The 23,342-nt window shown below is 70.9% G+C and carries 19 protein-coding genes, 3 tRNA genes and 1 pseudogene; 8 read left to right on the plus strand and 15 right to left on the minus strand.

Annotated elements, in window-relative coordinates:
• The first annotated feature begins 28 nt into the window (after positions 1-28).
• On the plus strand, positions 29-1,270 hold the full coding sequence (locus SLINC_RS14860; RefSeq protein WP_182449164.1) for a DUF418 domain-containing protein: 1,242 nt from the start codon (positions 29-31) through the stop codon (positions 1,268-1,270).
• An 11-nt stretch (positions 1,271-1,281) separates the two neighbouring features.
• Here the strand turns inward: SLINC_RS14860 and SLINC_RS14865 are convergent, their stop codons facing one another.
• The 10 genes from SLINC_RS14865 to SLINC_RS14910 form a co-directional block, all read right to left on the minus strand.
• A complete protein-coding gene (locus SLINC_RS14865) occupies positions 1,282-1,782 on the minus strand; it encodes a flavin reductase family protein (protein ID WP_067432174.1) in 501 nt (166 codons plus the stop codon).
• On the minus strand, positions 1,779-2,279 hold the full coding sequence (locus tag SLINC_RS14870) for an NAD(P)H-dependent oxidoreductase (protein ID WP_067432177.1): 501 nt from the start codon (positions 2,277-2,279) through the stop codon (positions 1,779-1,781). Before SLINC_RS14870 ends, SLINC_RS14865 begins: the two co-directional genes overlap by 4 nt.
• Positions 2,279-3,685 (minus strand): MFS transporter, encoded by a 1,407-nt coding sequence (locus SLINC_RS14875; protein ID WP_067432180.1) that lies wholly within the window; start codon positions 3,683-3,685, stop codon positions 2,279-2,281. The genes SLINC_RS14870 and SLINC_RS14875 overlap by 1 nt, the downstream gene beginning before the upstream one ends.
• Position 3,686: 1 nt before the next feature.
• The gene (locus SLINC_RS14880; RefSeq protein WP_225988524.1) at positions 3,687-5,012 is read right to left on the minus strand and encodes an NtaA/DmoA family FMN-dependent monooxygenase; all 1,326 of its coding nucleotides are present in this window, start codon (positions 5,010-5,012) and stop codon (positions 3,687-3,689) included.
• 5 nt (positions 5,013-5,017) lie between these two features.
• Positions 5,018-5,680, minus strand: a complete 663-nt coding sequence (locus tag SLINC_RS14885) for a cysteine hydrolase family protein (RefSeq protein WP_067432182.1) — start codon at positions 5,678-5,680, stop codon at positions 5,018-5,020.
• Positions 5,677-6,738: an LLM class flavin-dependent oxidoreductase gene (locus SLINC_RS14890; RefSeq protein ID WP_067432184.1), complete on the minus strand. Its 1,062-nt coding sequence runs from the start codon at positions 6,736-6,738 to the stop codon at positions 5,677-5,679. The genes SLINC_RS14885 and SLINC_RS14890 overlap by 4 nt, the downstream gene beginning before the upstream one ends.
• A gap of 31 nt (positions 6,739-6,769) precedes the next feature.
• Positions 6,770-7,870 (minus strand): ABC transporter substrate-binding protein, encoded by a 1,101-nt coding sequence (locus SLINC_RS14895; protein ID WP_211292756.1) that lies wholly within the window; start codon positions 7,868-7,870, stop codon positions 6,770-6,772.
• Between the two features lie 151 nt (positions 7,871-8,021).
• Positions 8,022-8,876, minus strand: coding sequence for an ABC transporter permease (locus SLINC_RS14900; RefSeq protein ID WP_067445348.1), 855 nt, complete (start codon positions 8,874-8,876; stop codon positions 8,022-8,024).
• Positions 8,877-8,889: 13 nt separating this feature from the next.
• Positions 8,890-9,720 (minus strand): ABC transporter ATP-binding protein, encoded by an 831-nt coding sequence (locus tag SLINC_RS14905; protein WP_225988413.1) that lies wholly within the window; start codon positions 9,718-9,720, stop codon positions 8,890-8,892.
• Positions 9,721-9,880: 160 nt separating this feature from the next.
• Positions 9,881-10,306 carry a hypothetical protein gene (locus SLINC_RS14910; RefSeq protein WP_067432193.1) on the minus strand — a complete coding sequence of 142 codons (426 nt, stop codon included), beginning with the start codon at positions 10,304-10,306 and terminating at the stop codon, positions 9,881-9,883.
• Between the two features lie 501 nt (positions 10,307-10,807).
• Here SLINC_RS14910 and SLINC_RS14915 point away from each other — a divergent pair.
• Positions 10,808-11,500, plus strand: coding sequence for a response regulator transcription factor (locus SLINC_RS14915; protein WP_067432196.1), 693 nt, complete (start codon positions 10,808-10,810; stop codon positions 11,498-11,500).
• Positions 11,497-12,945 carry a HAMP domain-containing sensor histidine kinase gene (locus SLINC_RS14920; RefSeq protein ID WP_067432199.1) on the plus strand — a complete coding sequence of 483 codons (1,449 nt, stop codon included), beginning with the start codon at positions 11,497-11,499 and terminating at the stop codon, positions 12,943-12,945. The genes SLINC_RS14915 and SLINC_RS14920 overlap by 4 nt, the downstream gene beginning before the upstream one ends.
• A 441-nt stretch (positions 12,946-13,386) precedes the next feature.
• On the opposite strand, the gene SLINC_RS14925 is transcribed toward SLINC_RS14920, so the two are convergent.
• Positions 13,387-15,537 carry an MMPL family transporter gene (locus tag SLINC_RS14925; RefSeq protein ID WP_067432202.1) on the minus strand — a complete coding sequence of 717 codons (2,151 nt, stop codon included), beginning with the start codon at positions 15,535-15,537 and terminating at the stop codon, positions 13,387-13,389.
• Positions 15,538-16,126: 589 nt separating this feature from the next.
• Here SLINC_RS14925 and SLINC_RS14930 point away from each other — a divergent pair.
• The 3 genes from SLINC_RS14930 to SLINC_RS14940 are packed head-to-tail and all read left to right on the plus strand — an operon-like array spanning position 16,127 to position 19,889.
• Complete coding sequence (locus tag SLINC_RS14930; RefSeq protein ID WP_067432205.1) at positions 16,127-17,743, plus strand: amino acid adenylation domain-containing protein; 1,617 nt, start codon at positions 16,127-16,129, stop codon at positions 17,741-17,743.
• Positions 17,743-19,086, plus strand: coding sequence for a ferredoxin reductase domain-containing protein (locus tag SLINC_RS14935; RefSeq protein WP_067432208.1), 1,344 nt, complete (start codon positions 17,743-17,745; stop codon positions 19,084-19,086). Before SLINC_RS14930 ends, SLINC_RS14935 begins: the two co-directional genes overlap by 1 nt.
• A gap of 35 nt (positions 19,087-19,121) precedes the next feature.
• Complete coding sequence (locus tag SLINC_RS14940) at positions 19,122-19,889, plus strand: enoyl-CoA hydratase-related protein (protein WP_067432211.1); 768 nt, start codon at positions 19,122-19,124, stop codon at positions 19,887-19,889.
• A gap of 142 nt (positions 19,890-20,031) precedes the next feature.
• Here the strand turns inward: SLINC_RS14940 and SLINC_RS49300 are convergent.
• From SLINC_RS49300 to SLINC_RS14955, 4 genes and pseudogenes are all read right to left on the minus strand, one after another.
• Positions 20,032-20,374: pseudogene (locus SLINC_RS49300) on the minus strand (PIN domain-containing protein); the annotation flags it as partial.
• 343 nt (positions 20,375-20,717) lie between these two features.
• Positions 20,718-20,791 (minus strand) — tRNA-Ile (locus SLINC_RS14945).
• A gap of 178 nt (positions 20,792-20,969) precedes the next feature.
• A tRNA-Asn gene (locus SLINC_RS14950) sits at positions 20,970-21,042 on the minus strand.
• A gap of 6 nt (positions 21,043-21,048) precedes the next feature.
• Positions 21,049-21,121, minus strand: a tRNA-Asn gene (locus SLINC_RS14955).
• A 158-nt stretch (positions 21,122-21,279) separates the two neighbouring features.
• Between SLINC_RS14955 and SLINC_RS14960 the strand changes: the two genes are divergently transcribed.
• Together SLINC_RS14960 and SLINC_RS14965 are read left to right on the plus strand one after the other, a co-directional pair.
• Positions 21,280-21,585 carry a hypothetical protein gene (locus SLINC_RS14960; RefSeq protein WP_067432214.1) on the plus strand — a complete coding sequence of 102 codons (306 nt, stop codon included), beginning with the start codon at positions 21,280-21,282 and terminating at the stop codon, positions 21,583-21,585.
• A 160-nt stretch (positions 21,586-21,745) separates the two neighbouring features.
• Entirely contained in the window at positions 21,746-23,200 is a 1,455-nt protein-coding gene (locus SLINC_RS14965; protein WP_067432217.1) for a xylulokinase, read from the plus strand.
• Positions 23,201-23,342: the final 142 nt, after the last annotated feature.

Consider the following 23,342-nt stretch of genomic DNA (forward strand, 5'->3'; position numbering starts at 1 on the left):
CGCCCGGCGCCGACGCGACTGTCGGTGCATGACACAGACACAGCCACCGCAGGACACGTCAGCCCCGCGGGAGACATCGCCGCCTCAGTCCTCCACCCCGCCCGGCCCTTCGATGGGACGCCTCGTCGGGGTGGACCTGGCGCGTGCGCTGGCGGTGTTCGGCATGTACGTCGTCCACATCGGTCCCGCGCTGTCGGCCACGGACGGTGTCGGCAGCTGGATCCGGTACCTCTCGGACGGGCACTCCTCGGTCCTGTTCGCCACCCTCGCCGGGTTCTCCCTGATGCTGCTCGCCGGCCGCCGCGAGCCGAAGACCGGCCTGGCCGGCCGGCAGGCGAAGGCCAGGATCGCGATCCGCGCCGTCGTCCTGCTGGCCCTGGGCACCGCGATGGCGATGGAGTACGGGGGCGTGGTCATCCTCGGCTTCTACGGGGTCTACTTCCTGCTGGCCCTGCCCCTGGTGCGCCTGAGCGCCAGGACACTCGCGATCACCGCGGCCGGCCTCGCCCTCGTCACACCCCAGCTGTCGTTCGCCCTGAACTCCGTGCTGACCGAACCGGTCCGGCAGAGCATCAACGCCTACGACCCGCTCCACCGGCTCAGTGACGTGGGAGTGCTCGACCTGCTGTTCACCGGCTTCTACCCGACGATCACATGGATCTCGTTCGTGGTCGCCGGTATGGCGCTGGCCCGCCTCGACCTGTCCCGGGCCACCGTCCAGTGGCGCCTGGCCGCGTTCGCGGCCGCCCTCACCGCGGCCGCGTACGGCCTGTCCCTGCTGCTGGCCGGCAAGGACGCGCTGCGGAGCACCGCGGAGGACGGAGGGCCGTCCGGCGGCTCCGGAGCGATGTCCGGCGGCTCCGGGTCGATGCCCCCCGACGGCGCGTCACTCGAACGCGAGGCCTCGTCGCTCCTGACGGCCGGGCCGCACAGCGGCACCACGTTCGACATCATCGGCAGCGTGGGAGTGGCGATCCTCGTGATCGTGGGCGCGACGGTGGCGATGGACCGCCTGCCGCGACTGCGCCGCCTGGCCCAGCCGGTCGTCGCCGTGGGCACCATGTCCCTGACCGCCTACGTGGGCCACTTCCTCGCACAGTCCGCGCTGTCCATGCCCAGCGGGAAGAGCAGCCAGCAGTCCTGGGTGCCGCTGCTCCTGTTCGTCCTCGGGGCGACCGTGTTCGCCGCGATCTGGTCCCGCTTCTTCCGCCGCGGCCCCCTGGAGTACCTGCTCAACGCCGCCACCAGGCCGGCGCAGCGCATCCGGTGACAGGTCCCGCCTCAGTCGGCCAGCGTCTTGAACGTCCGTCGGTGCCAGACGAGCGGATTGCGCTCGTCGTCGGCCATCATGGCGAGCACCCGCAGCACGATGATGTCGTGGTCGCCGGCCGGGTAGGTGTGCTCGATCGTGCACTCCAGCCAGACCGGCGCACCCTCAAGGAAGATCGCTCCGGATGCCGCTTCCGCCGTGCCGAGGCCGGCGAACCGGCCCTGCTTGCCGGGGGACGCGAGTTGCCGGGCCTTGCCACTGTGCTCCTGGCCCAGGACGGATACTCCGATCGCCTGCGCGCGGGACAGCGCCGGCCAGGTCGTCGAGGTGTGCTGCACGGCGAAGGAGACCAGGGGCGGGTCGGCGGAGATCCCGACGGCGAACGACGACACGATCATCACGGTCGGGTCGCCGTGGACGCGGGCCGAGAGGGCGGCGACTCCTGACGGGAAGGCGGCGAACGCCCTCTTCAGCTCGCCGGGATCCGAGGTGAGGGCTTCCATGGTGGTCATCGTGCGGTCCTCGTCTTCGCGGTGTCGAGCACGGTCCGGCCCCACCGCCCGGCCCAGCGGGCGAGTGAGTCATCCGTCGTGTAGGTGGAGTCGAGCTGGTAGAGGCCCTGCGCCGGGCAGATCGCGCCGAGTTCCACGAGCACGGGCTTGAGCGTGAGTTCGGGGGCGAGCGCGTGCGCTGGTCCCGCACCGAGCATGAGGGGCAACGCCACCTGGCCCGCCAGGCCGGTCGCCGTGGGGAACTGGTCGAGGAAGATCTTGAGCAGGCCGGTGTACGTGCCCTTGTAGGTGGGGGATGCCGCGATCACGATGTCGGCGGACCGCACCCGCTCGACGGCCGCGGTGACGTCCGGGTCGCCCCAGGCGACCAGACCGGCCCCGAGCGCGGCGACTTCGAGGACCTCGCAGTCCAGTTCCAGGGCCGTGGCGAGGCGTTCGGCGGCGTCGCGGGTGCGCGAGCCGGGCTTGGGGTTTCCGATGACGGCGACGGCCTTCATCAGGCGACTCCTGTGGGTAGACGGGGTGCGGTGGCGGACACCGCGGGAGATCCGGCCCCGGGGTCGTCGACGCGGAGGAACACGGATGCGAGGAGACAGGGCAGTCCGGCGGCGGCGAGGCCGCCGAGGGTGGCGGCGTAGCCGAACCCGGCCAGGAGAACGGCGCTGACCGCGCTGCCCAGCACCGCGCCGAGTTGCTTCATGGCGTTGAAGGTTCCCGACGCCGCCCCGACCTCGTCCGGGGCGACCGTGGTCACCGCCGCGATCGACAGGGGCGACCAGACGAACGAGTTGCCCACCCCGTACACCGCGAAGGCCGCGGTCAGGGCGGGGACGGGTGCGTCGGCCGCGACGAGTACCGCCGAGGCTCCGATGGACAGGACGAGCGCCGAAGAACCGATGGCGGCGACGGCACGTGGTCCGATTCCGTTGTTGAGCCGGGCCGAGAAGGGGGCACCGAGCAGGCACACCACACCCATCGGTACGAGGGTGAGTGCCGCCGCGCCGGGGGCCAGCCCGCGCTCCTGCTGGAGGTAGAGCATCAGGGGGATCATGGCCGAGCCCGCGCAGAAGGCCGCGGCGGCGCCGCCCCAGGCCGCGATGACGAATCCACGGCTGTGCAGCAGCGCGACCGGCACGAGCGCGCGCTGTCCGTCGCGGCGTTGCAGCCAGACGACGGCCGCGACGACCAGCACGCCGACGACAGCGAGAAGCGAGCGCGGTACGCCCCACACGTGGGCGCTCGCGGCGTCCGTGCCCTGGATGCCGAGGACGAGCGCGCCGACGCCCGTGGCGTTCGCGCAGATCGCCCACACCGGGATGCCCGCCTTCTGGCGTGGCAGGGCCGGGACGAACGCGGCCACGGCGACCATGGCGGCGACGCCGACCGGGACGTTGACCCAGAACACCGCGGGCCAGCCGCCGGCGGCGACGAGCAGGCCGCCGACGAGCGGCCCGGCGGCCACCGCGGCTCCGCCGACCGCGCCCCAGATGCCGAGCGCGACGGCGAGGCGCGGCGGCTGGAACAGCGCCTTGATGAGGGTGAGGCACTGCGGTGTCATCAGCGCGGCACCGATGCCCTGGACCACCCGCCAGCCGATGAGTTCCCCGACGGTGGTGGCCAGCGCGCACAGCAGCGATCCGAGGGTGAACGCCGCGAGTCCGATCAGGTGGACGCGCCGGTGGCCGTAGCGGTCGCCCAGGCGTCCCGCGGTGATCAGGGGGACCGCGTAGGCGATGAGGTAGGCGCTGTTGACCCAGATCGCGAGGGTCTCGCTGGTGTGCAGGCCGGTGATCAGCGCGGGCAGCGCGACGGAGGTGACGGTGCTGTCCAGCAGCAGCATGAAGAACCCCGCGCACAGGCTGCCGAGGGCGAGCCAGTGGCGTCGCTCGCTCCCTGCGGTCATCTCACACCGCCAGGTTCTCGCGCAGCGTGGCGCCGGTGGGGGCCGGCGCGAGGGCACCGCGGCGGCGCAGCTCGGGCAGCAGCAGCTCGCCGATCTCGGTCAAGCCCGAGGGCATGGCCAGCGGGCTGGAGATCATGTAGCCGCCGCGTGATCCGGTGGCGGCGAAGTTCTCCTGCAACGCGTCGGCGACGGTGGCGGGGTCGCCGACGACACTGTGGTCGAGACCCGTGGCCCGGCCGCGACCGTGCGTGAAGAACTCGGCGCGGCTCATCGTGTGGTCCTCGCCGAACTCCGCGATGAGCGAGGCGACGAGGCCCGCGGGGCTCGCGTTGGCCGCGACGAGCTCGTCACGCAGCTCGGCCAGGCGGAAGGAGTGCGGCAGGGTCGACAGGTCGTAGCCGGCGTTGTGCGACAGGTACGTGGCGACGGCTTCCTCGTTCCAGAACTCGTGGACCGAGTCGCGGCGTGCCCGTGCTTCGGCCGTCGTGCGACCGACGATGACCTGGGTGGCCCAGAGGATGCCCATGCGGTCCGGGTCGCGCCCCTCGGCGAGGAGGGCTTCGTCGAGCAGCTCGCGGTGGCGCTGCTGGGCGGTGAGGCTGCCGCCGAAGCCGAAGACGAGATCGGCGAACCGCGCCGACGCGGCGATGCCCCGGGGCGAGTTGCCCGCCTGGACGATCAGCGGGTGGTGCTGCGGACCGGGGACCGACGCCAGCGGGCCCTTGACGGTGAAGAAGCGCCCCTCGTGGTCGATCGGACGCACCTTCGCCGGGTCGGCGAACCGGCCCGTGCTCCGGTCGCGGACGATGGCGTCGGGCGCCACCGAGTCCCACAGCGCGCGGCAGACCGCGATGAACTCCTCCATCCGCTCGTAGCGCAGGCCGTGGTCCATCAGCTCGCCGAACCCGTAGTTCGCCGCGTCCGCGCCGCGCGTCGACGCCACCACGTTGAAGGCGATGCGCCCCCTGGTCACGTGGTCGAGCGAGTTCAGCAGCCGGGCGACGTAGAACGGGTGCATGAACGTCGAGGAATAGGTCAGCCCGAAGCCGATCCTCTCGGTCACGGTGGACATGGCCGCGATGACCGGCGACATGTCGTGGCGCGGCCACTGGATGCCCCACTCCACGGCCGGTTCGATACTCCCCCGCCAGGTGCTGGGGATGCCGCTGCCGTCACCGAAGAACAGCATCCCGACGCCGGCGCGTTCGGCCGTCCGCGCCAGTTCCATGAACATGCGTACGTCCGGGAAGTCCAGCCCGACCCAGGAGCCCTGCCGGGCCCACGCACCCTCGGTGTGGGTGAAGGAGAGGTCGTAGCCGATGTGCATGCCGGTCACCGTGCCGCCTTCTTCCACAGGCCCACGACCTCGTCGGTGTCGCTGAGCACGGCCACGTTGAGTCCCAGCTGGGTGAGGGCCGCGGCGTTGACGTCGAGGTCGTAGGCGGCCGTGGCGTCCCGGGGGACGACGACGGGCCAGTCCAGTTGCAGGGCGTCCTGGGCGGTCGCGTAGACGCAGCACTCGCTCGTCAGGCCCACGACGGTGAGCCAGCCGCGGCCGGCCGCGCGCAGCCGCGCGTCGAGGTCGGTGCCGAGGAAACCGCTGTACGCCCGCTTGACCACACGCGTTTCGCCCTCGGCGGGCCGCGTCCGGTACCACTCGGCCCCCGACGTGCCGAGGACGCACGGCTCGGCCGGGCCCATGGGGGCGTCGTAGTCGCCCCCGCGCAGCCAGTTGCTCGAACGCCACGGCCGGGCGGGCTCACTGCCCAACTCGACCCAGACGACGGGCACCGCGGCCGCGCGGGCGGCGTCGACGAGGGCGCCGACGCGGGTGACCGCCCGGTCGAGGGCCGACAGGGCGGCATCTGTCAGGCCGTAGTCCTTCAGGCGTTCCGGATCGGCGAAGTCGCGCTGCACGTCGACCACGACCAGCGCGGGCCCGCTGCCGGGCCGGGTGAGGTGGGCGAGCTGTCTGTCCCGCAGGTCGGACGTCATCCCGCCACCTCGTCACGGGCGCGCAGGACCGGCAGCACCGTCTCGCCGAACAGCAGCATGTCCTCGTCGTACTCCGGGAAGATCAGCATCAGCCCGTCGAGGTCGGCCTCGCGCACGATGTACTCGATGTGCTCGGTGACCGTCCGCGCCGATCCGGCGACGTACGGGGTCTGGAACGCCGCCTCGCCGCCCGCGCCGTCGGCCCACGCGCGGGCCTGGTCCTCGGGGATGCCCCAGGTGCGGCGCATGTGGGCCAGTGCCTCGCGGTCGAGGCCCGCGCCCCACTCCTTGACCTTCTTGGCGGCCAGTTCGTCGGTCTCGTCCTGGACGACGGTGAGCATCGAGTAGGTCTTGCAGACACGTCCCTCGGCCCTCGCCCGGGCGTGGACGTCCGCCGAGAGCGTCCGCATCTCGTCGAGGCTTTCGGCGGCGAGGAAGGCGCCGTCGGCGTACCTGGCCTGGAAGCGCCGGGCCTCCTGCGACCTCCCCGCGTTGATGAGGGTCGGGCGGGTGGCCGGGTGCGGGCGGGACTCGCAGTCGACGAGGTCGAAGTACGGCGTGCTCATGGTGACGGAGTCCTCGGTCCACAGCCGGGTGACCGCCTCCGTCCACAGCTCCGTCATCTCGTAGCGGTCCGCGTGACCGAGCCGCGGGTCCCACTCCCCGAACTGCTCGAACTCGCCCGCGTAGGAGCCGTTGACGATGTTCATGCCGGCGCGGCCACCGGAGATGTCCTGGAGGGTGGCGACCATCTTCGCGGCGATGGCGGGGTTGTGGACGTTCGCGTGCAGGGTCGCCCAGATCTTGACGCGGCTGGTGGCCTCGGCGAGCGCCGCCATCATCGTCATCGACTCCAGCGAGCGGCCCCAGTGGTCGGTGCTGCCGCCGAAGCCGCGCCACTTCGCCATCGACATGACGAAGTCGAGGCCGATGGTCTCCGCGTGCAGGGCGGCGCGCTTGTTCCACTCGTAGTTCGCCTCGGGATGCGGGGCGGTCGTGGACAGCATCCATCCGCCGTTCCCGATGGGGAGGAAGATTCCGTACTCTTTCGCGGGCACGTGTGTGCGCCTTTCCGTGAGGTTCCTGCGGCTACGGGGCGGGCCAGACCAGCTTGTCGTCCGCGTGGACGGCCTTGACGTACGAGGTGTCGAACCATCCCTCGGCCCGGCCGGCGGTCACGCTGTCGGGCACGATCCCGAACCGGTGCAGCATGTCCACGATCCCCGCGACGTTCTTCGGGTCGATGGCGCCCAGCGGCCGGCCGGCCGTCGGATGGTCCTTCACGATCTGAGTCTCGGTCTTCCAGATGGCCGTGTTCAGTTTCTTGTCGTACGTCGGTCCGGACAGCTGTGCCGCGTACCCGACACACTCGGCGATGTGCTTGTCGTCGGCGCCGCAGTAGTCGTAGGCGTGCAGGGCGGCGCGCAGGATGTCCTCGACGGCGTGCGGGTGCGCCTTGGCGAACGCCGGGTCGACCGCCATCGCGCCGAGCGAGCTCGGGACGCCGTAGTCGATGGGCTTCCACACCGTGACGGCGTCGCCGGCCGCCCTGAGCTGGTTGGGCTCGTTGGAGACGAACCCCGTGAGGGCTTCGAGGCCGCCCTGCCTGCGCGGCAGTACGGAGGGGTCGTAGCCCTGTTTGACCAGCTTGAGCGAGTCCCACCGGACTCCGGCCTTGACCAGCATCGCCCGGACGGTGGCCGGCACGTAGCCCTTGTGGCCGACGACCTTGCCGTCGAGCTGGGTCAGCCTGGTGATGTCCTTGTTCGTCATCAGGACCTCCAGGCCGGCGTTCGAGTACGAGGAGATGCCTGTGATGTCGATCCCGTTGGCCCGGGCCTGGATGACGTCCTGCTCGGCGACGGGACTCACGGTCGCCCGGCCGCCGGCGAGCAGCTTGGTGTTCTGCGCCGTGTCGCCGGTGCCGGGCTTGAGGACCACGTTCAGGCAGAGGTCCTTGAAGTAGCCGAGCCTGCTCGCGGCGATGTACTCGAGGATCGACACCGACGACTGGTACTGGTACCCCGACAGGTAGGTGATCGTGCCGGCGGCCTTGTTCTGGGCGCACCGCTCGGCGGAGATCGCGGACCCTTCCGAGCCGGTCGAGGTACCGGCGCCGGCCTCCGAGCCGCATCCGGCGACGCCGGCCGTCAGCGCGATCGCGGCGAGGGCGGCGAGCCCCGATCTCATGGGACGGGACTGCACAGGTGACATGGGTGAGGTGGGTGACATGGGTGACTACTCCGAACTGGCGGTGACCGCCGGGGAACGGTGCGGATGAGGGCATGCGTCGCCGAGCCCCCGCCGTCGCGGGCCACGGGGCGCCGGGAGGTGAGCGGTGTCAGTCGTGGGCGCTGTCGTGCCAGTGGAGAACGCGGCGCTCGACCAGCGTCACGGCGAGCAGCAGCAGCACACCCATGACCGCGAGGACGAGGATCGAGGCGTATACGACCGGCAGCTGGTTCATGGACGAGGCCGTGCTGATCGCGGTGCCCAGGCCCCGGGTCGATCCCGACGCCGACATCTCGGCCACCACGGCGCCGACGATCGACAGCGGGAGGACGATGCGCAGCGCCGCGAACAGGTACGGCAGCGCGTTGGGGATGCGCACGTGCCACAGCAGCTCGAAGCGGCCGGCATCCATCGTCCGGTACACCTGCACCACCTGCTGCGGCACGGACCGCAGACCGGTCGCGGCGTTGATGAGGACCGGGAAGAAGCAGATCAGGCCGGCGATGACGAGTTTGGGCAGCGGACCGAAGCCGAAGGCGACGACCAGGGCGGGTGCGATCGCCACGAGCGGGGTGACGTTGAGCACGACGGCGATCGGCATGACGGCCCGGCGCAGGAGCGGGAGTTCGGTCGTCAGCACCGCCAGCGCGAACGCGGCGACGAAGCCCATCGCGAGGCCGGCCACCGCTTCTCCCAGGGTGACCAGGGCGTTGTCGACGTAGTAGCCGAGCTGGGTGGTGAGCGAGCTGCCGATGGCCGACAGCGGCGGCAGCAGGTAGGGCAGTTTCTCGGCTCCCCACTGCCACAGGGCGGCGAGGAACGCCAGCATGACGAGGAGGGGCGCCCAGACGGAGGGGCGGATCCAGGCGATCCGGGACCTCGGATGCCTGAGGCTGAAGCGCGACGGTCCGGTGGGCTGCTCCGTCTCGGCCGCCGGGGTGGTGCGTTCGTCGGTAACGGTCATCTCCACGCCCCGCTCAGGCGGCTTCGCCGTGCCAGGCACGGCGCAGTCGGTCTCGGACCAGGTCCTCGTACTCGTGGAAGCGGCGCTCCCCGAAGAGGCGGTCACCGCGTGGCCGGGGCAGGTCGACGTCGATGACGTCCACGATGCGGCCGGGGCCCGGGGCCATGACGACCACGGTGTCGGAGAGCCGGACGGCCTCGGACACGGAGTGGGTGACGAACAGGACCGTCGTCTTCAGCTCGTCCCACAGGTCGAGCAGCTGGTCCTGGAGGCTCTCGCGGGTGAACTCGTCGAGGGCCGAGAACGGCTCGTCCATGACGAGTACGTCGGGCCGCAGGCCGAAGGCCCGTACGATCGCGGCGCGCTGCCGCATGCCGCCGGAGATCTGGGCCGGCAGCTTGTCCATGGCCTCGCCGAGACCCGCTTTGACGAGGAGGTCCCGCATGTCGGGGGCGGACGGCGCGGCCTGGCGTTGCCCGGAACCGGCGATGCGCTCACGGCGTCCGGCCGACCCCTTGTTGATCTTCTGCGGCAGAGTGACGTTCCGCAGCACGGACAGCCACGGCAGCAGGGCGGGGCTCTGCGGCACGAGCCCGATCATCTTGGCGGCGCATGCCTGCGCCGGCGGGACGCCGTGCACCCGGACCTCGCCGCGGTCGGGCCGTTCGAGGCCGGCCACGATGCGCAGCAGGGTCGACTTGCCGCAGCCGCTGGGCCCGATGAGGCTGACGAAGCGGCCGGGTGGCACCGTCAGATCCACGTCGTCGAGGGCATTCGTCGCGGCGGACCCGGATCCGTAGACCCGGTCCACCGACCGCAACTCAAGTGCTGGCGTGCCAGTCACCTTCACGCTCCCATCCATGTCGCGAGCACGAAGGCCCGATCCTGGAAGTCGGAGAGCGTGCGTAGCGAGTGCGGGAGACTGCCACGCGGAAATCCGCTTAGGTGCCTCGACCGTAGGAGCCCTGTGTTTCGCGGCCCCACCCCGCCGTGTTTCGCGGACTTTACGTTCGGCGCGGCAGTGTCACGACGGCGTTTCCGTCGAAGACGTAGATCTCGATCCCGAGGTCGGCCGCCGCGCATGCCACCCAGCCGCCGAGCGCCTGCACGACCAGCTCGCTGACGAGGAGCACCGCGCGCTCGGCGGTCGGCACCGCCTCGCGCAGCCAGAGCAGTTTGAACATGTCCGCCATGACCTTGTTGCGGTAGGCGGGCTTGTAAGCGCCCTGATTGCTGACGAGTTGGACGAGCACCAGGCCCTCGGCGTCGATCCCCTCGACCTCGACGCGGTTGCCGTCCGGCAGCATGAGCGGTTTCGGACGCAGCCTGGTGCCGAGCCGGTGGCCGAGGGCGAGCAGCATGCGGCGTTCGACGGAGTCCTCGGTGAACCGGCTCCACTCGCTGGGTGCTTCAAGTACTTTCAGGCGCACCTGGCGGAGTCTAGGAATCGCCCGTTTCGCTCGTGTTTCACGTCGGCATCCCTTCGCCTTTGTCGGTCTGCTCCTGTCCTTGCGCCCCGAACGCGCCCCGAACGCGTCCCGGACGCGTCCCGAACGGACAGGCTTGGCCGACGCAGGGCCGGTTGCGCCGGCCCAGACACCTGCCGGGCCCGCAGCGGGTGGTCGGCCGCGGCGAACACCGCCATGATCTGCTGGTAGGCCGGATGATCCGGCAGCTTCGGCGCGGGCGGCCCGGCCGGGTTCGTCGAGCTGTGCGGTCGGCTGCGCGACCTGTTCCCGCATCGTCTCGGCCTGTGCGGTGATCTCGCGTTCCCGCTCCTCCAGCCGCGCCGGCACCGCGCCGAGCGTCAGCTCCCCGCCGGTCATACGGTGCGCCGGGCCGCGCGGTCCCCAGCGACGCTCTAATCCTGGCCTCAGGTTGGTCGGGGACAATGAGCGGCAAAAACATCGACTGGAAGGGGGCGGGCCGGCGTGCGGATCATGATCGCGGATGATGAAGCGGCCATCCGGGATTCGCTGGAGCGGGTGCTCCAGGTCGAGGGTTACGACACCAGCACCGTCGCCAACGGTCTCGCCGTGCTCGACGGGGTCGGTGGGGCCGGCGGTGACACGCTGGATCTGCTGATCCTCGACGTGATGATGCCCCGCCTCGGCGGGTTGGAGACCTGCCGGCGGTTGCGGGCCGCGGGCCGGGATCTGCCGGTGCTGATGCTGACCGCCCGTGACCAGGTCTCCGACCGGGTCGCGGGGCTGGACGCGGGCGCCGACGACTACCTGCCCAAGCCGTTCGCCACCGAGGAGTTACTGGCCCGGGTGCGGGCCCTGCTGCGCCGACGCACGCCGACCGACGAGGAGTCGCACATCCTGTCGTTCGCCGACGTCCGGCTCGATCCCGACAGGTTCGAGGCGTGGCGGGGCGCGCGGTCGCTGCGCCTGACCCGGACCGAGTTCTCCCTCCTGCAGGTCCTCGTGGGCAACGCGACCCGGGTCGTGACCCGCGACGCGCTGTTCGAGGCGATCTGGGGCTTCGGCATGAGCTCCACCGCGAACAACCTCCAGGTATACGTGAGCTACCTGCGCCGCAAGATGGAGGCCGAGGGTGAGCCGCGATTGATCTACACGCTGCGCGGCCTGGGATACACGTTGCGGGAGACTCCTCCGTGAGCAGGCCCGCCGGCCGGGAACCGCGCCGGCTGACCCGATGGTGGCGCCGGCGGTCCCTGCGGACCAGGCTGACGGTGATCGCGGCGACGGCCATCGCGGTCAGCGTGTTCGTGGCCTTCCAGGTGGCCAGCGAGCTACTGGACTGGGAGCTGCGGGACACCGCCGAGAATCAACTGCGCGCCGACTCCCGCGTCCTGGCGACGAACGCGGAGCGCGCCGGTCTGGCGCAGGTCCAGCTGCCTCCGTATCCCGGATCCGGTCGGCTGGTGCGGGTCATCCTGCCCGACGGCTCGACCCGGACGCCGGCCGGCCAACCCGCGCTGCCCCCCGTCAGCGAGGACGCCGGGCGCGTGGCGCAGGGCGCGTCGGCCGACCTGATGGAGTCGAACGACAGCGAGGAGGGCTACCTCGTCTACACGCTGCGGGCGGGCGACGGCGCGGTCCAGGTGGCCCAGGTCGCCGACGACACCCCGATCAACCGGTTCGGGTTCGGCATGTTGCTGATCGGCCTGTTCTGCATGGTCGGCGGCGCCCTTGTCGGGCGGACCGTGGCACGGACCGGGCTGGCACCGATCGACCGGCTGACCGCCGCCGCGGTACGTGTCGCGCACACCCGGGATCTCGACGCCGACATCCCGGATGAGGGCGGTGGGGAGATCCGGCGGCTGATCCAGTCGATCAACGACATGCTCGCCGCGCTCCGGGACTCCCGGCGGGCCCAGCGGCTGCTCGCCGAGGACGCCGCCCACGAGCTCAAGACCCCGCTCACCAGCCTGCGCCTCAACGTCGAGCTGCTGATCCGGCTCGATCGGCGCGGCACCCTGGACAGCGCACTGCCTGCGGAGAGCCGGACCCGGCTGCTCAACGATCTCGGCGCCCAGGTGGCCGAGTTGAGCACCCTTGCCGCCGAGCTGACCGACCTGGCGCGCGGTGACGTCAGCGACGAGAGCACCGAGGTGCTCGACCTCGCCGACGTGGTGGTGGCCGCCGCGACCCGGGCGCGTTCCCGCGTGCCCGACGTCGAGGTCGCGCTCGACGTGGCCTCTGTGTGGGTGAGCGGGCGTCCCGCTGCGCTCGAGCGGGCGGTGCTCAACCTCATCGACAACGCCGGCAAGTGGTCCCCCGCGGACCAGCCGGTCCAGGTCCGGCTCCGTGCCGAGGACGCGTCGGTGGTGCTCGAGGTCGACGACGCCGGGCCGGGCATCGACGCCGCCGACGTACCGCGGGTGTTCGACCGGTTCTACCGTGCCGACAGCGCCCGGGCGTTGCCGGGATCCGGTCTGGGGCTGTCGATCGTGCAGCGGGTCGTCGACGCCCACGGCGGCCGGGCCACCGTCGCCCGCTCCGCACGCGGTGGCGCGCTGCTTCGGGTCGACCTTCCGGCCGCGGCCCCGCCCACCCCGATCGCGCGGCTCACCACCGGGGAGGACACCGCGGCGCCCTGACCCGCCCCGGCGGCGCGGCGCAGGACAAGAGACGGCGGCCCTCGGGCATGGCCCGGCGCGGCTCACCGGCGGGGCAGGACACGGTGCGCCGATCCCAATCCCGGCCGAACGGCGCAGGACACCGCGATGCGCCGACCCCAGCCCAGGCCGCACGGCGCAGGGGCCAGAGGGCGGCGACCGTCGGGCATGGCCCGGCGCGGCTCACCGGCGGGGCAGGACACGGTGCGCCGATCCCAATCCCTGCCGAACGGCGCAGGACCAAGGGCGGCAGCCGTCGGGCAATGGCCCCGCGCGGCTCACCACGGGGCAGGACACCGCGATGCGCCGACCCCAGCCCAGGCCGCACGGCGCAGGGGCCAGAGGGCGGCGACCGTCGGGCCCATGAAAAAAATCCGGGACGGGCCTGGGTCCCCGTCCCGGATCTCGTCCGTGCCGCCGCGCTCACCGTTGCAGCGCGGGCTCCTCGTCGTCGGCGAGCGGCTGTTGACCGTCCGGCGGCTCCGCCGCTGGACGGGACAGCCGGCTCGGCCACCACATCCGCCGGCCGATCAGCAAGGTGAGGGCGGGCACCAGGACCGACCGCACCAGCAGGGCGTCGAGCAGCACGCCGAAGGCCACCAGGAAGCCGACCTCGACCAGCATCACCAGCGGAAGTGTGACGAGGACCGCGAACGTGGCCGCCAGGACCAGGCCTGCCGAGGTGATGACGCCACCGGTGGCCGAGAGCGCTTTGAGCATGCCCTCTCCGGTGCCGAGACGCACGGTCTCCTCCCGGGCCCGGCTGGCCAGGAAGATGTTGTAGTCGACGCCGAGCGCCACCAGGAACAGGAATGCCAGCAGCGGCACCGAATAGTCGATCCCCTTGAACCCGAGGATCGTGTCGAAGACGAACACGCTGCCGCCGAAGGCTGCGGCGAAGGAGACGATCACGGTGGCCATCAGGATCAGCGGGGCCAGGATCGCGCGCAGCAGCAGCCCGAGGACGATCAGGACGACGGCGAGCACCAGCGGGATCACCAGCTTCTCGTCGCGCTTGGTGGTCACCTCGGTGTCGAGGTTCTCCGCACTCGGCCCGCCGACGATCGCCTCCGCCCCGCTCACCGCGTGCACGGCGGTGCGCACCCGCAGAATCGTGTCGTACTCCGCGACGGTGTCCGGCGCGTCCTTCGGGAACACGGAGATGTTGGCCCAGCCACCGCTGGTCTGCTCCGGGACGGCCAGGGCCACACCGCGAGTGTCCTTGACGATGTCGAGCACCCGCTCCCGGTGCGCCGGCCGCGTGAAGACCGTCATCGGCTGGCCGCCGAGCTCCGGGAAGTGCTGGCGGAGAACGGTGAAGCCGGTGACCGACTCCGGCGCAGACAGGAACTGGTCCTGCTCCCGCAGGGCGCCGGTGTTGCCCGCCAGCCCGAGGGCGAGCACGCCGAGGACTCCGAGCGAGCCGAGCGTCGCCACCCACCGGCGGCGGCTGATGGCGGTGCCGAGCCGTCCCCACAGCCCCGGCTTCTCCTCCACGGCCGTACTGAACCGCGGGACGGCCGGCCAGAAGATCCGCCTGCCGAGCACCACGAGCACCGCCGGGAACAGCGTCAGCATGGCCACCAGCGCGCACAGGATGCCGGCCGCACCGATCGGGCCCAACCCGCTGGTGCTGTTCAGGTCCGCGACGAGCAGGCAGAGCAGGCCGGCGACCACGGTGGCCGCGGACGCGACGATGGCCGGCGCCGCGCCGCGCAGCGCGTGGACCATCGCGACCCGGACGTTCTCATGGTGGTGCAGTGCCTCCCGGTATCGAGCGATGAGCAACAGCGCGTAGTCCGTGCCGACGCCGAACACCAGGATCGTCAGCAGCGCCGAGTTCTGGTCGTTGACCACGATGCCGAAGCCCTTGACGAGCAGGTAGACGGTCCCCATCGAGGTCAGTGCGGCCGCGCCGACGGCCACCAGCGGGATGATCCACAACACCGGGCTGCGGTAGGTGAGGATCAGCAGGAGCGTGACGACGACGATGGTGGTGAGGAGGACCTGCACGTCGATGCCGTCGAAGACGGCATCCATGTCGCCGTCGATCGCGCCCGGGCCGGTCACGTCGAGTTCCAGGCCGGAGGGGCGGTCCTTCGCGGCGTCACGCAACGGGCCGACGATGTCCTCCGGTGCGCCGTAGGCCGTGCTCACCTCAAGGGTGAACATCATCGCCTTGCGGTCGGTGGAGGGGCTCGTCGGTGAGCCCTCGTCGTCCTCGCCGGCCGCCGCCGTCGCCTTCGGCGGGTACCGCTTGGCTAGGGTGTCGTAGTGGCGCTCGACCGTCGCGCGGTCGGCGTCGGTCATGCCGCCGGCGCGGTGGTACACGAAGACGAACGTGTTGTTGTCACCTCCGGGGAGACTGTCGTCCAGCACCGCCACCTTGGTGGACTCGGCACTGGCCGGCAGGGTGTCCACGGCGCTGTCGGTGGTGACCGAGCTCAACTTTCCGCTCAGCGGCACCATGCCCACCGCCAGCACCAGCCATAAGCCGATCACCAACCATGGCACCCACCGGCCTGCCAACCGACCGGCCGGCGCTTCCCCGGACGGCGCTGCGTCGACTGCCATCACTAGCCTCCTGCATACGGGTTGCATCGCTTGTCTGGATGCCTACTTCCTAGCGAGCGAACCTGAGGCGACTGTTAATGCGGTGCTCAGACCGGTTGACCGAACCATGCGCCCAGCGCACGCACCGGCGTGGTGGCGTCGACGTCCACCCGGGTCGTACCGGCCGTGCCGGATCACCCGTCCCGTTCTGGCGCCGTACGGCCCGCCCCCGCTCGCGCGGAGAGGCAGGATGACCGGCCCGACACCTACCAAGCGCGGGCAATCCGCTCACCAGCCAGCGGCGACGAGCATCGGAAATCGAGTGGTCACCATCCCACTCGATCAACGCGTCCTGTTACCCACGCTGCACGTGAGGTTCCTGTCGCCTGCCTGTGCGGAAGCTGTCGATGTGCTGTCAGGCCAGTCATGTGACTTGTTTCCCCAGTGACGCGGACCACATTGAACGTTAAAGCTATGGGAGCCGCCACCGCACTCCGGTGTCGCGGCCCTGCACCTCCGCACGATGCTCGGCATATCCATATATCGACGCATGTCAGCGTTCTGTCGCCCGAGGCATCTTCTCCCCACGCAGCCAGGAGGTCTGTGAAGCATGCCCCTGAGCCATCTGTCCCTCCAAGACAGGGCCCTGTTCTGGCAGTTCGGCCAAGGTCCTGAAGTCCCCGTCCCCGACCCCCTCGTCCACCACGCCGTCGAACGGCAGGCCGCTGCCGCGCCGGGCGCCGTCGCCGCCGAGCATCAGGGCACGACGATCACGTACGGCGAGCTGAACCGTCGTGCCGACCGGCTCGCGGCCAGGCTCGTACGGGAGGGCGTACGGCCCGGCGATCACGTCGGCCTCTTCGTACGCCGCTCCATCCCGATGCTCGTCGGACTGCTCGGCACGCTGAAGGCCGGCGCCGCGTACGTCCCGCAGGACATCGGCCTCACCCCCGCCGCCCAGCTGCGGCACGTCATCCGCACCGCCGGAACCCGGGTCGTCCTCACTCAGGCGGAGCACACGCTGCGAGTGCCCCTGCCTGACACCGGACACCGGCTGATCACGCTCGACGACGATCCCGCCGACCTCTCCACGGATGAGCGGGTCCGTCTTGAGCGGCCCTTACGCCCCGACGACGGGTGCTACGTCCTGTTCACCTCCGGCACGACCGGCAAGCCCAACGGGGTGAAGGTCACCCACCGCAACGTCGCGAACATCCTCCTCACAGAGCCCGGTGACCTGGGCATCCGCCCCGGCGACCGGGTCGCCCAGCTCCTCAACATCGCCTTCGACATGGCCGCCTGGGAGATCCTCGGCTGCCTCGCCCACGGCGGCACGCTCGTCGTCCGCGGCAAGGACGTCGCGGCGGCGGCCCGTACGGCGGACGTGCTGATCGCGACGCCGACGGTGCTGTCCGGGATCGACCCGGCGGGCTGCCCCCGGGTGCGGACGGTGGCGGTCGCGGGCGAGCCGTGCCCGCGACCGCTCGCGGACGCCTGGGCCCGGCGGTCCGCCTTCCACAACTCCTGCGGGCCCACGGAGACGACGATCGTCAACACGATGCACCACCACCGCGTGGACGACGCACTGCTCACGATCGGCCGCCCCACCCCCAACAACACGGTGTACGTCCTCGACGAGCACCGGCGTGCGCTGCCCATCGGGGAGATCGGCGAGATGTGGGCCGGGGGCGACTGCGTATCGGCGGGCTATCTGAACAACGAGGCGCTGAACGCCGAGCGGTACGCCCCCGACCCCTTCCTCGGCGGCGGACGCCGCATGTTCCGTACCCGCGACCTCGGCCGCTGGACGCCGGACGGCGAACTCGAGCATCTGGGCCGTACCGACGACCAGGTCAAGGTCCGCGGCTTCCGCGTGGAACTCGACTCCGTCTCCTCGGTACTGGAGTCGGCGGCGGGCTGCTCCCGCGCCGTCACGCTCAAACGGGACGCCCGCAGCCTGATCTCCTTCGTCTGCCCGGCCGACGTCGACCCGGACACGGCCCGGCGCGCGGTGGCCGACGCACTGCCGTACTACTGCGTGCCGGCCACGGTCCTCCCGGTGGCCGCGCTGCCGGAGACGGACCGGGGCAAGGTCGACCGGGCCGCACTGCTGCGGCTGGCGGCGGAGCGGGAGGAGCCCGCGCTGCACGCCGCGCGGGCGGTGACGGTTCATGGCGAGGGACCACCCCTGCTGCCGGTGTCGGCGGTGCGAGAGGGGGCGGCCTGATGACGTCGCCCGTTGAGACCTCGTCCGTCGAGGCCTCATCCGTCGAGGCCTCATCCGCCGAGGTGGGAGGCGCCACGCACGCAGCGCCTCCCTCCCCTCCCGCGGCTCTCGCCGAACTCCCTCCGCTCACGTCCGCGCCCCGTCGCCTCCTCAAGCATCCCCGCCTGATGCACTACAACCGCCTGGCGGCCCTGGTGCTGCTCGCCAACTTCGGATTCCTGGCGGCGAGTTGGGTCCCGAGCGCCCAAACCATCGGCTACGCGTCCCTCGCGAACCTCGCGCTCGCCGTGGTCGTACGCCAGCAGTACGTCATCAACCTCTTCTTCCGGCTGGCGACCTGGGCTCCGACGAGCTGGCCGCTGAAGGTGCGGTGGACGCTCGGGAAGGTGTACCACTTCGGCGGACTGCATGTGGGCGGGGCACTGGCCGGAGCGGTGTGGTTCCTCGCGGGGGCGGTCGTGGCGACCGTCGATGGCGCCAACCTGCCGCTCATCACGGCGAGTTGGGTACTCGTCGCCCTGCTCGTCGTCATCGTCGCCACCGCCCTGCCGCCCTTCCGCTCCCGCTTCCACGACCACTTCGAGAAGATCCACCGCTTCGGCGGCTGGAGCGCCCTCGCACTGTTCTGGACGCATACGCTGCTCGGCGCGCAGGGGCTGGTCGCCCTCGGGGTGCTGACCGTGGTCACCTTCAGCGTCGCCATGCCCTGGCTGCGGCTCCGCAAAGTGAACGTGCGGATCGAGCGGCCCTCCACGCACGTCGCGTTGGCCCGTTTCGATCACGGCGTGACTCCCTTCGCGGGGTCGTCCACCGCCATCAGCCGCAGCCCGCTCACCGAGTGGCACTCCTTCGCCAACGTGCCCTCACCCGGCGAACCCGGCTTCCGGCTGACCATCTCCCGTGCGGGCGACTGGACGGGCTCGTTCATCGACGACGCGCCCCCGAAGGTCTGGGTCAAGGGCATCACCACGGCCGGGGTCGCCAATATCGAGACCTTGTTCAGCAAGGTGATCTACGTCGCCACCGGCAGCGGTATCGGTCCCTGCCTGCCACATCTGCTGGCCGCCGAGGTGCCCTCGCGGCTCGTGTGGGCGACGCGTGACCCCCGCCGGACCTATGGCGACGGCCTCGTCGACGAGATCCTCGCCGTCCAGCCGAACGCGCTGGTCTGGGACACCTCGCAGCACGGCAAACCGGACATGGTGCGGCTCGCGTACACCGCGTACCGCGACTTCGGTGCCGAAGCCGTCATCTGCATCTCCAACAAGAAGCTGACCTGGCAGGTCGTTCACGGCCTCGAGCGGCGCGGCATTCCCGCGTACGGCGCGATCTGGGACTCGTAACAGGCCGTCAGGAGCGAGGGAGACAGGGAGAGTCGATGAACACCCTCAAGATCGAACGTCATGACCGCGTCGTCACGGTACGACTCCACCGGCCGCACGTCCTGAACGCTCTCAGCAGCGAGCTGCTGGCCGAGCTCCTCGACGTACTACGCCCGTTGGACAGTGACCCGGGCGTCGGCTGCTTCGTCGTCACCGGTTCGGAGAAGGTCTTCGCGGCCGGTGCCGACATCAAGGAGATGGCCGGGAAGTCGGCCGTGGACATGGCCGCGGAGGACTACTTCGCAGGCTGGGAGGAGTTCGCCGGATTCCGAACGCCGAAGATCGCGGCGGTCAACGGCTATGCGCTGGGGGGCGGTTGCGAACTCGCGATGATGTGCGACCTGATCATCGCAGGCGAGTCGGCGGTCTTCGGCCAGCCGGAGATCAAGCTCGGCGTGATCCCCGGCATCGGCGGCACCCAGCGGCTCACCCGCCTGGTCGGCCGTGCCAAGGCCATGGACCTGATCCTCACGGGCCGCACGATGGACGCCGGCGAGGCGGAGACCTCGGGCCTGGTGTCACGGGTGGTCCCGGACGACCGCGTCCTCACCGAGGCCACGGAGGCCGCCGCGACCGTCGCCTCTTACGGCCTCCCGGCCGTCATGGCCGCCCGCGAGTCGGTCGACCGGGCCCTGGAGACCGGTCTGCGCGACGGGCTTCTTTTCGAACGGCGGGTGTTCCATGCACTGTTCGCGACGGAGGACCAGAAGGAGGGGATGAGCGCGTTCACGGAGAAGAGGGCGCCTGTTTTCAAGGGGTACTGACGGGGTGAGCTGACCCGGTGAGCGGGGCGGCGGAAGGGGTCTCGGTCCGCCGCCCCTCGTCATGTGCGGGTTGTGAGTCCGGGTCCCGCAGGAGGGAAGGCCAAAGGGCCGACGCACGTGGACCCTTCCTCAGGAGATCAGGCACGTGGAGGACGGTGTGCCCATGGTGGACCGCGGTCGCACACACCAACAGGTCGATCGCCCCAGCCGCCCGATGCCGGCCCTGCCGGGTCAGCTTGTACTGGGCGGTGTCGCGACCCACCGCCAGGCGCTCTTCGGGACCGGGGAGAGCAGACAGAGCGCGTCCAGTTCCTCGGCAGCTCATCTCGGTGAGACGGGCTGGTCGCCGAGTAGAGGAATGCGGCACGTGTCGGCTCGCAGAGGTGAAACACCCCGGCGGCAATGTGTCCCTCCCAGGGGCGCAACGCGCCTGGAGTGCGAAACAGGTGCCACAGAGCCGAGGTGTCCACCAGATACGTGATCACTCGAAGGCCTCGGGTCGTGCACGCTTCTCCGCGTCATGCGCCGCCGCGGCCTGCTCGAACTCACCACGCGCACCTAGTCCCGAAGGGCCGTGCTGACGGTCTCCTTCTTCGTCGTGACACCCGTGGGCCGCTTCCCGCCACGGAACGAGCCAGCGGAGACCTGCACGACACCTACGCGGACTACCCCATAGGCGCCATGACCGACTTGACGGGAATCAGCGTCCAGAAATCTGTCCAGGCGATCATGAAATCATGGTCACCACGAGGGGTGCCAGGACCCTCACACCCCCGCCCCGACCGGGGAAGTGCCTGGTCAGAAGGTTTCTCCTCGCGTAGCGAAGAGTGGGGCGGGTGGGACTCGAACCCACGGCCGGCGGATTATGAGTCCGCTGCTCTAACCGGCTGAGCTACCGCCCCATAGCGGCGTGTCGCGTACAAGTGTGCGCGCCGTCTGCCGCAGCATAGCCGCTCATACGATCTCCTGCTTCGGGTGGTCGACTTCGCCCGGCGTGCACGACCTTGAGGACTGCGCCCCGTCGCGCACGGTTCCGCCGGACACGAAAAAGGACCCCCACGGGGGTCCTCCTTCGTCCTGCTCTCCCGACTGGACTCGAACCAGTAACCTGCCGGTTAACAGCCGGCTGCTCTGCCAATTGAGCTACGGAAGATCGAAGCTCCCCCGACTGGACTCGAACCAGTAACCTGCCGGTTAACAGCCGGCTGCTCTGCCAATTGAGCTACGGAGGAATGCCTCGTTGCATCGAACGTACCTCCCTGGGTATTCGCCAGGGGGCGGGCGCTCGCTGCGACACATACATTAGCGCAAGCAGGGGGGTGCTCCGCCAATCGGTTCCCCCCGGCACCGACGCCGTACCAGAGACCTACACAAGGGAAGGGTGGCTGCCATGCGCTACAAGCTCACGTTCGTGATGGGGCTGGCTCTGGGTTACGTGCTGGGCACGCGTGCCGGGCGCGAGCGCTACGAGCAGTTGAAGAAGTCCGCGCGCCAGGTCGCGCAGAACCCCGCCGTCCGCAACACCGCCGAGTCCGCCGCCCAGCAGGGCCGCCAGTTCGCCGGCAAGGCGTACCAGACCGTCAGCGACAAGGTCGGCGACCGGGTCCCGGACTCCGTCACCCAACGCGTACGCAACCTCCGCGAACGCAACACCAACGGCACCGCAGAGGACGACTGGGGCACCAGCAACACATAACGGTGCATATCAACCAGGGCTCACGCACACCCACCAAGGGGCGCGGGGAACTGCGCGACCGGCCCCCACCGGGCCCACACCCGCCCCGTAACCCCACGCACCCCACATCCATAGGCGCCCACCGCCCAAGCAAGCGCAGCGCTACGGCAGAATTCGGACCATGGGGATAGTCGCCGGGTTGGACAGTGCACCCGATTTCACTCGCATCGTGGTCTGCGACACGGACACGGGTGCCGTGCTCAGGCAGGGGTACGCACCGCATCCGATCGACGGCGCCGAGGGCGGCTCGCGTCCTTCCGACGTCGACCCGCAGGCCTGGCTGCTGTCCCTGGGCGAGGCCGCGGGCGGCGGGCTGCTGGAGGGCGTGCAGGCGATCGGGGTCTCGGCCCAGCAGAACGCCGTCGTGCCGCTGGACGCGCAGGGCAACACCGTGCGGCCGGCGATGGTCGGCGGGGACAAGCGGGCGCAGGTCGCCGCCGCCGATCTGGTGGACGCGCTCGGCGGGCGCGAGGCGTGGGCGCAGGCGGTGGGGTGTGTTCCGCAGGCCGCGCAGCCGGTGACCAAGCTGCGCTGGCTCGCCAAGACCGAGCCGGAGGCCGCGCAGCGCACCGCCGTACTGCTCCAGGCGCACGACTGGCTGGTGTGGCAGCTGCTGGGCCGGCCGATCAGGCGGACCACCGACCGGGGCGGCGCCTCGGGGACCGGGTACTGGTCGGCCGCGACCGGCGGCTACCGGCCGGACCTGGTGGAGCTGGCGCTCGGCCGCCAGGCGATGCTGCCCGAGGTGATCGGCCCCTCGGACGCGTCCGGTACGACGCCGGAGGGGCTGCTGATCTCGGCGGGGACCGGCGAGACGATGGCCGCCGCGTTCGGGCTGGGGATCGGGCTCGGCGACGCCGTGGTCTCGCTCGGGGCCTCCGGGTCCGTGATGGCCGTGCATCCCGAGGCGCTGGTGGACCAGAGCGGGATGATCACCTCGCTGGCGGACGCGACCGGCATGCACCTGCCGGTCGTCACGACGCTGAACGCCGTACGGACCCTGCGCGGGGCCGCCGAGATGCTCGGGGTCGGCGATCTGGAGGGCCTGTCCGATCTGGCGATGAAGTCGACGCCCGGGGCGCACGGGCTGGTGCTGCTGCCGTATCTGGAGGGTGAGCGGACGCCCCATCTGCCGCACACCGCGGGCTCGCTCGTCGGGCTCAGGCGGGAGTCGATGAAGCCGGAGCATCTGGCGCGGGCCGCGTTCGAGGGCATGCTGTGCGGGCTCGCGGACGCGCTCGACGTGCTGCGCGGCCGAGGTGTGGAGGTGCGGCGGATCTTCCTGCTGGGGGCGGCCGCCGAGCTGCCCGCCGTGCAGGCCGCGGCGCCCGCGCTGTTCGGGACGCAGGTCGTCGTACCGCAGCCGGCGGACTACGCGGCGATCGGTGCCGCCCGGCAGGCCGCCTGGGCGCTCGGTGTCTCGCAGGGCATGCTCGACCCGCGCACCCCGCCGGCCTGGCAGGGCGCGGCGGCGCAGGTCCTGGAGCCGGGCGAGGAACTGGCGGTGGGGCAGGCGGTGCGCCAGCAGTACGTGTCGGTCCGGGAGCAGACCCATCCCGGGGCGTTCCGGGTGTAGAGCGCGAAGCGGAATGTAAGACACCGGTAGGAGTCCGCGCCCAGAAGGACCCGTAAGGCCGTACGAAGCACTGCTCTCGGCTTAATCGGTTGAGGTAACGCGGGTGGAGTGTCCGACGATAGGGGCCAGGGGCAACCAGTCG

Origin of the sequence: Streptomyces lincolnensis (assembly GCF_001685355.1) — a bacterium.
Classification (GTDB): Bacteria; Actinomycetota; Actinomycetes; order Streptomycetales; family Streptomycetaceae; genus Streptomyces; species Streptomyces lincolnensis.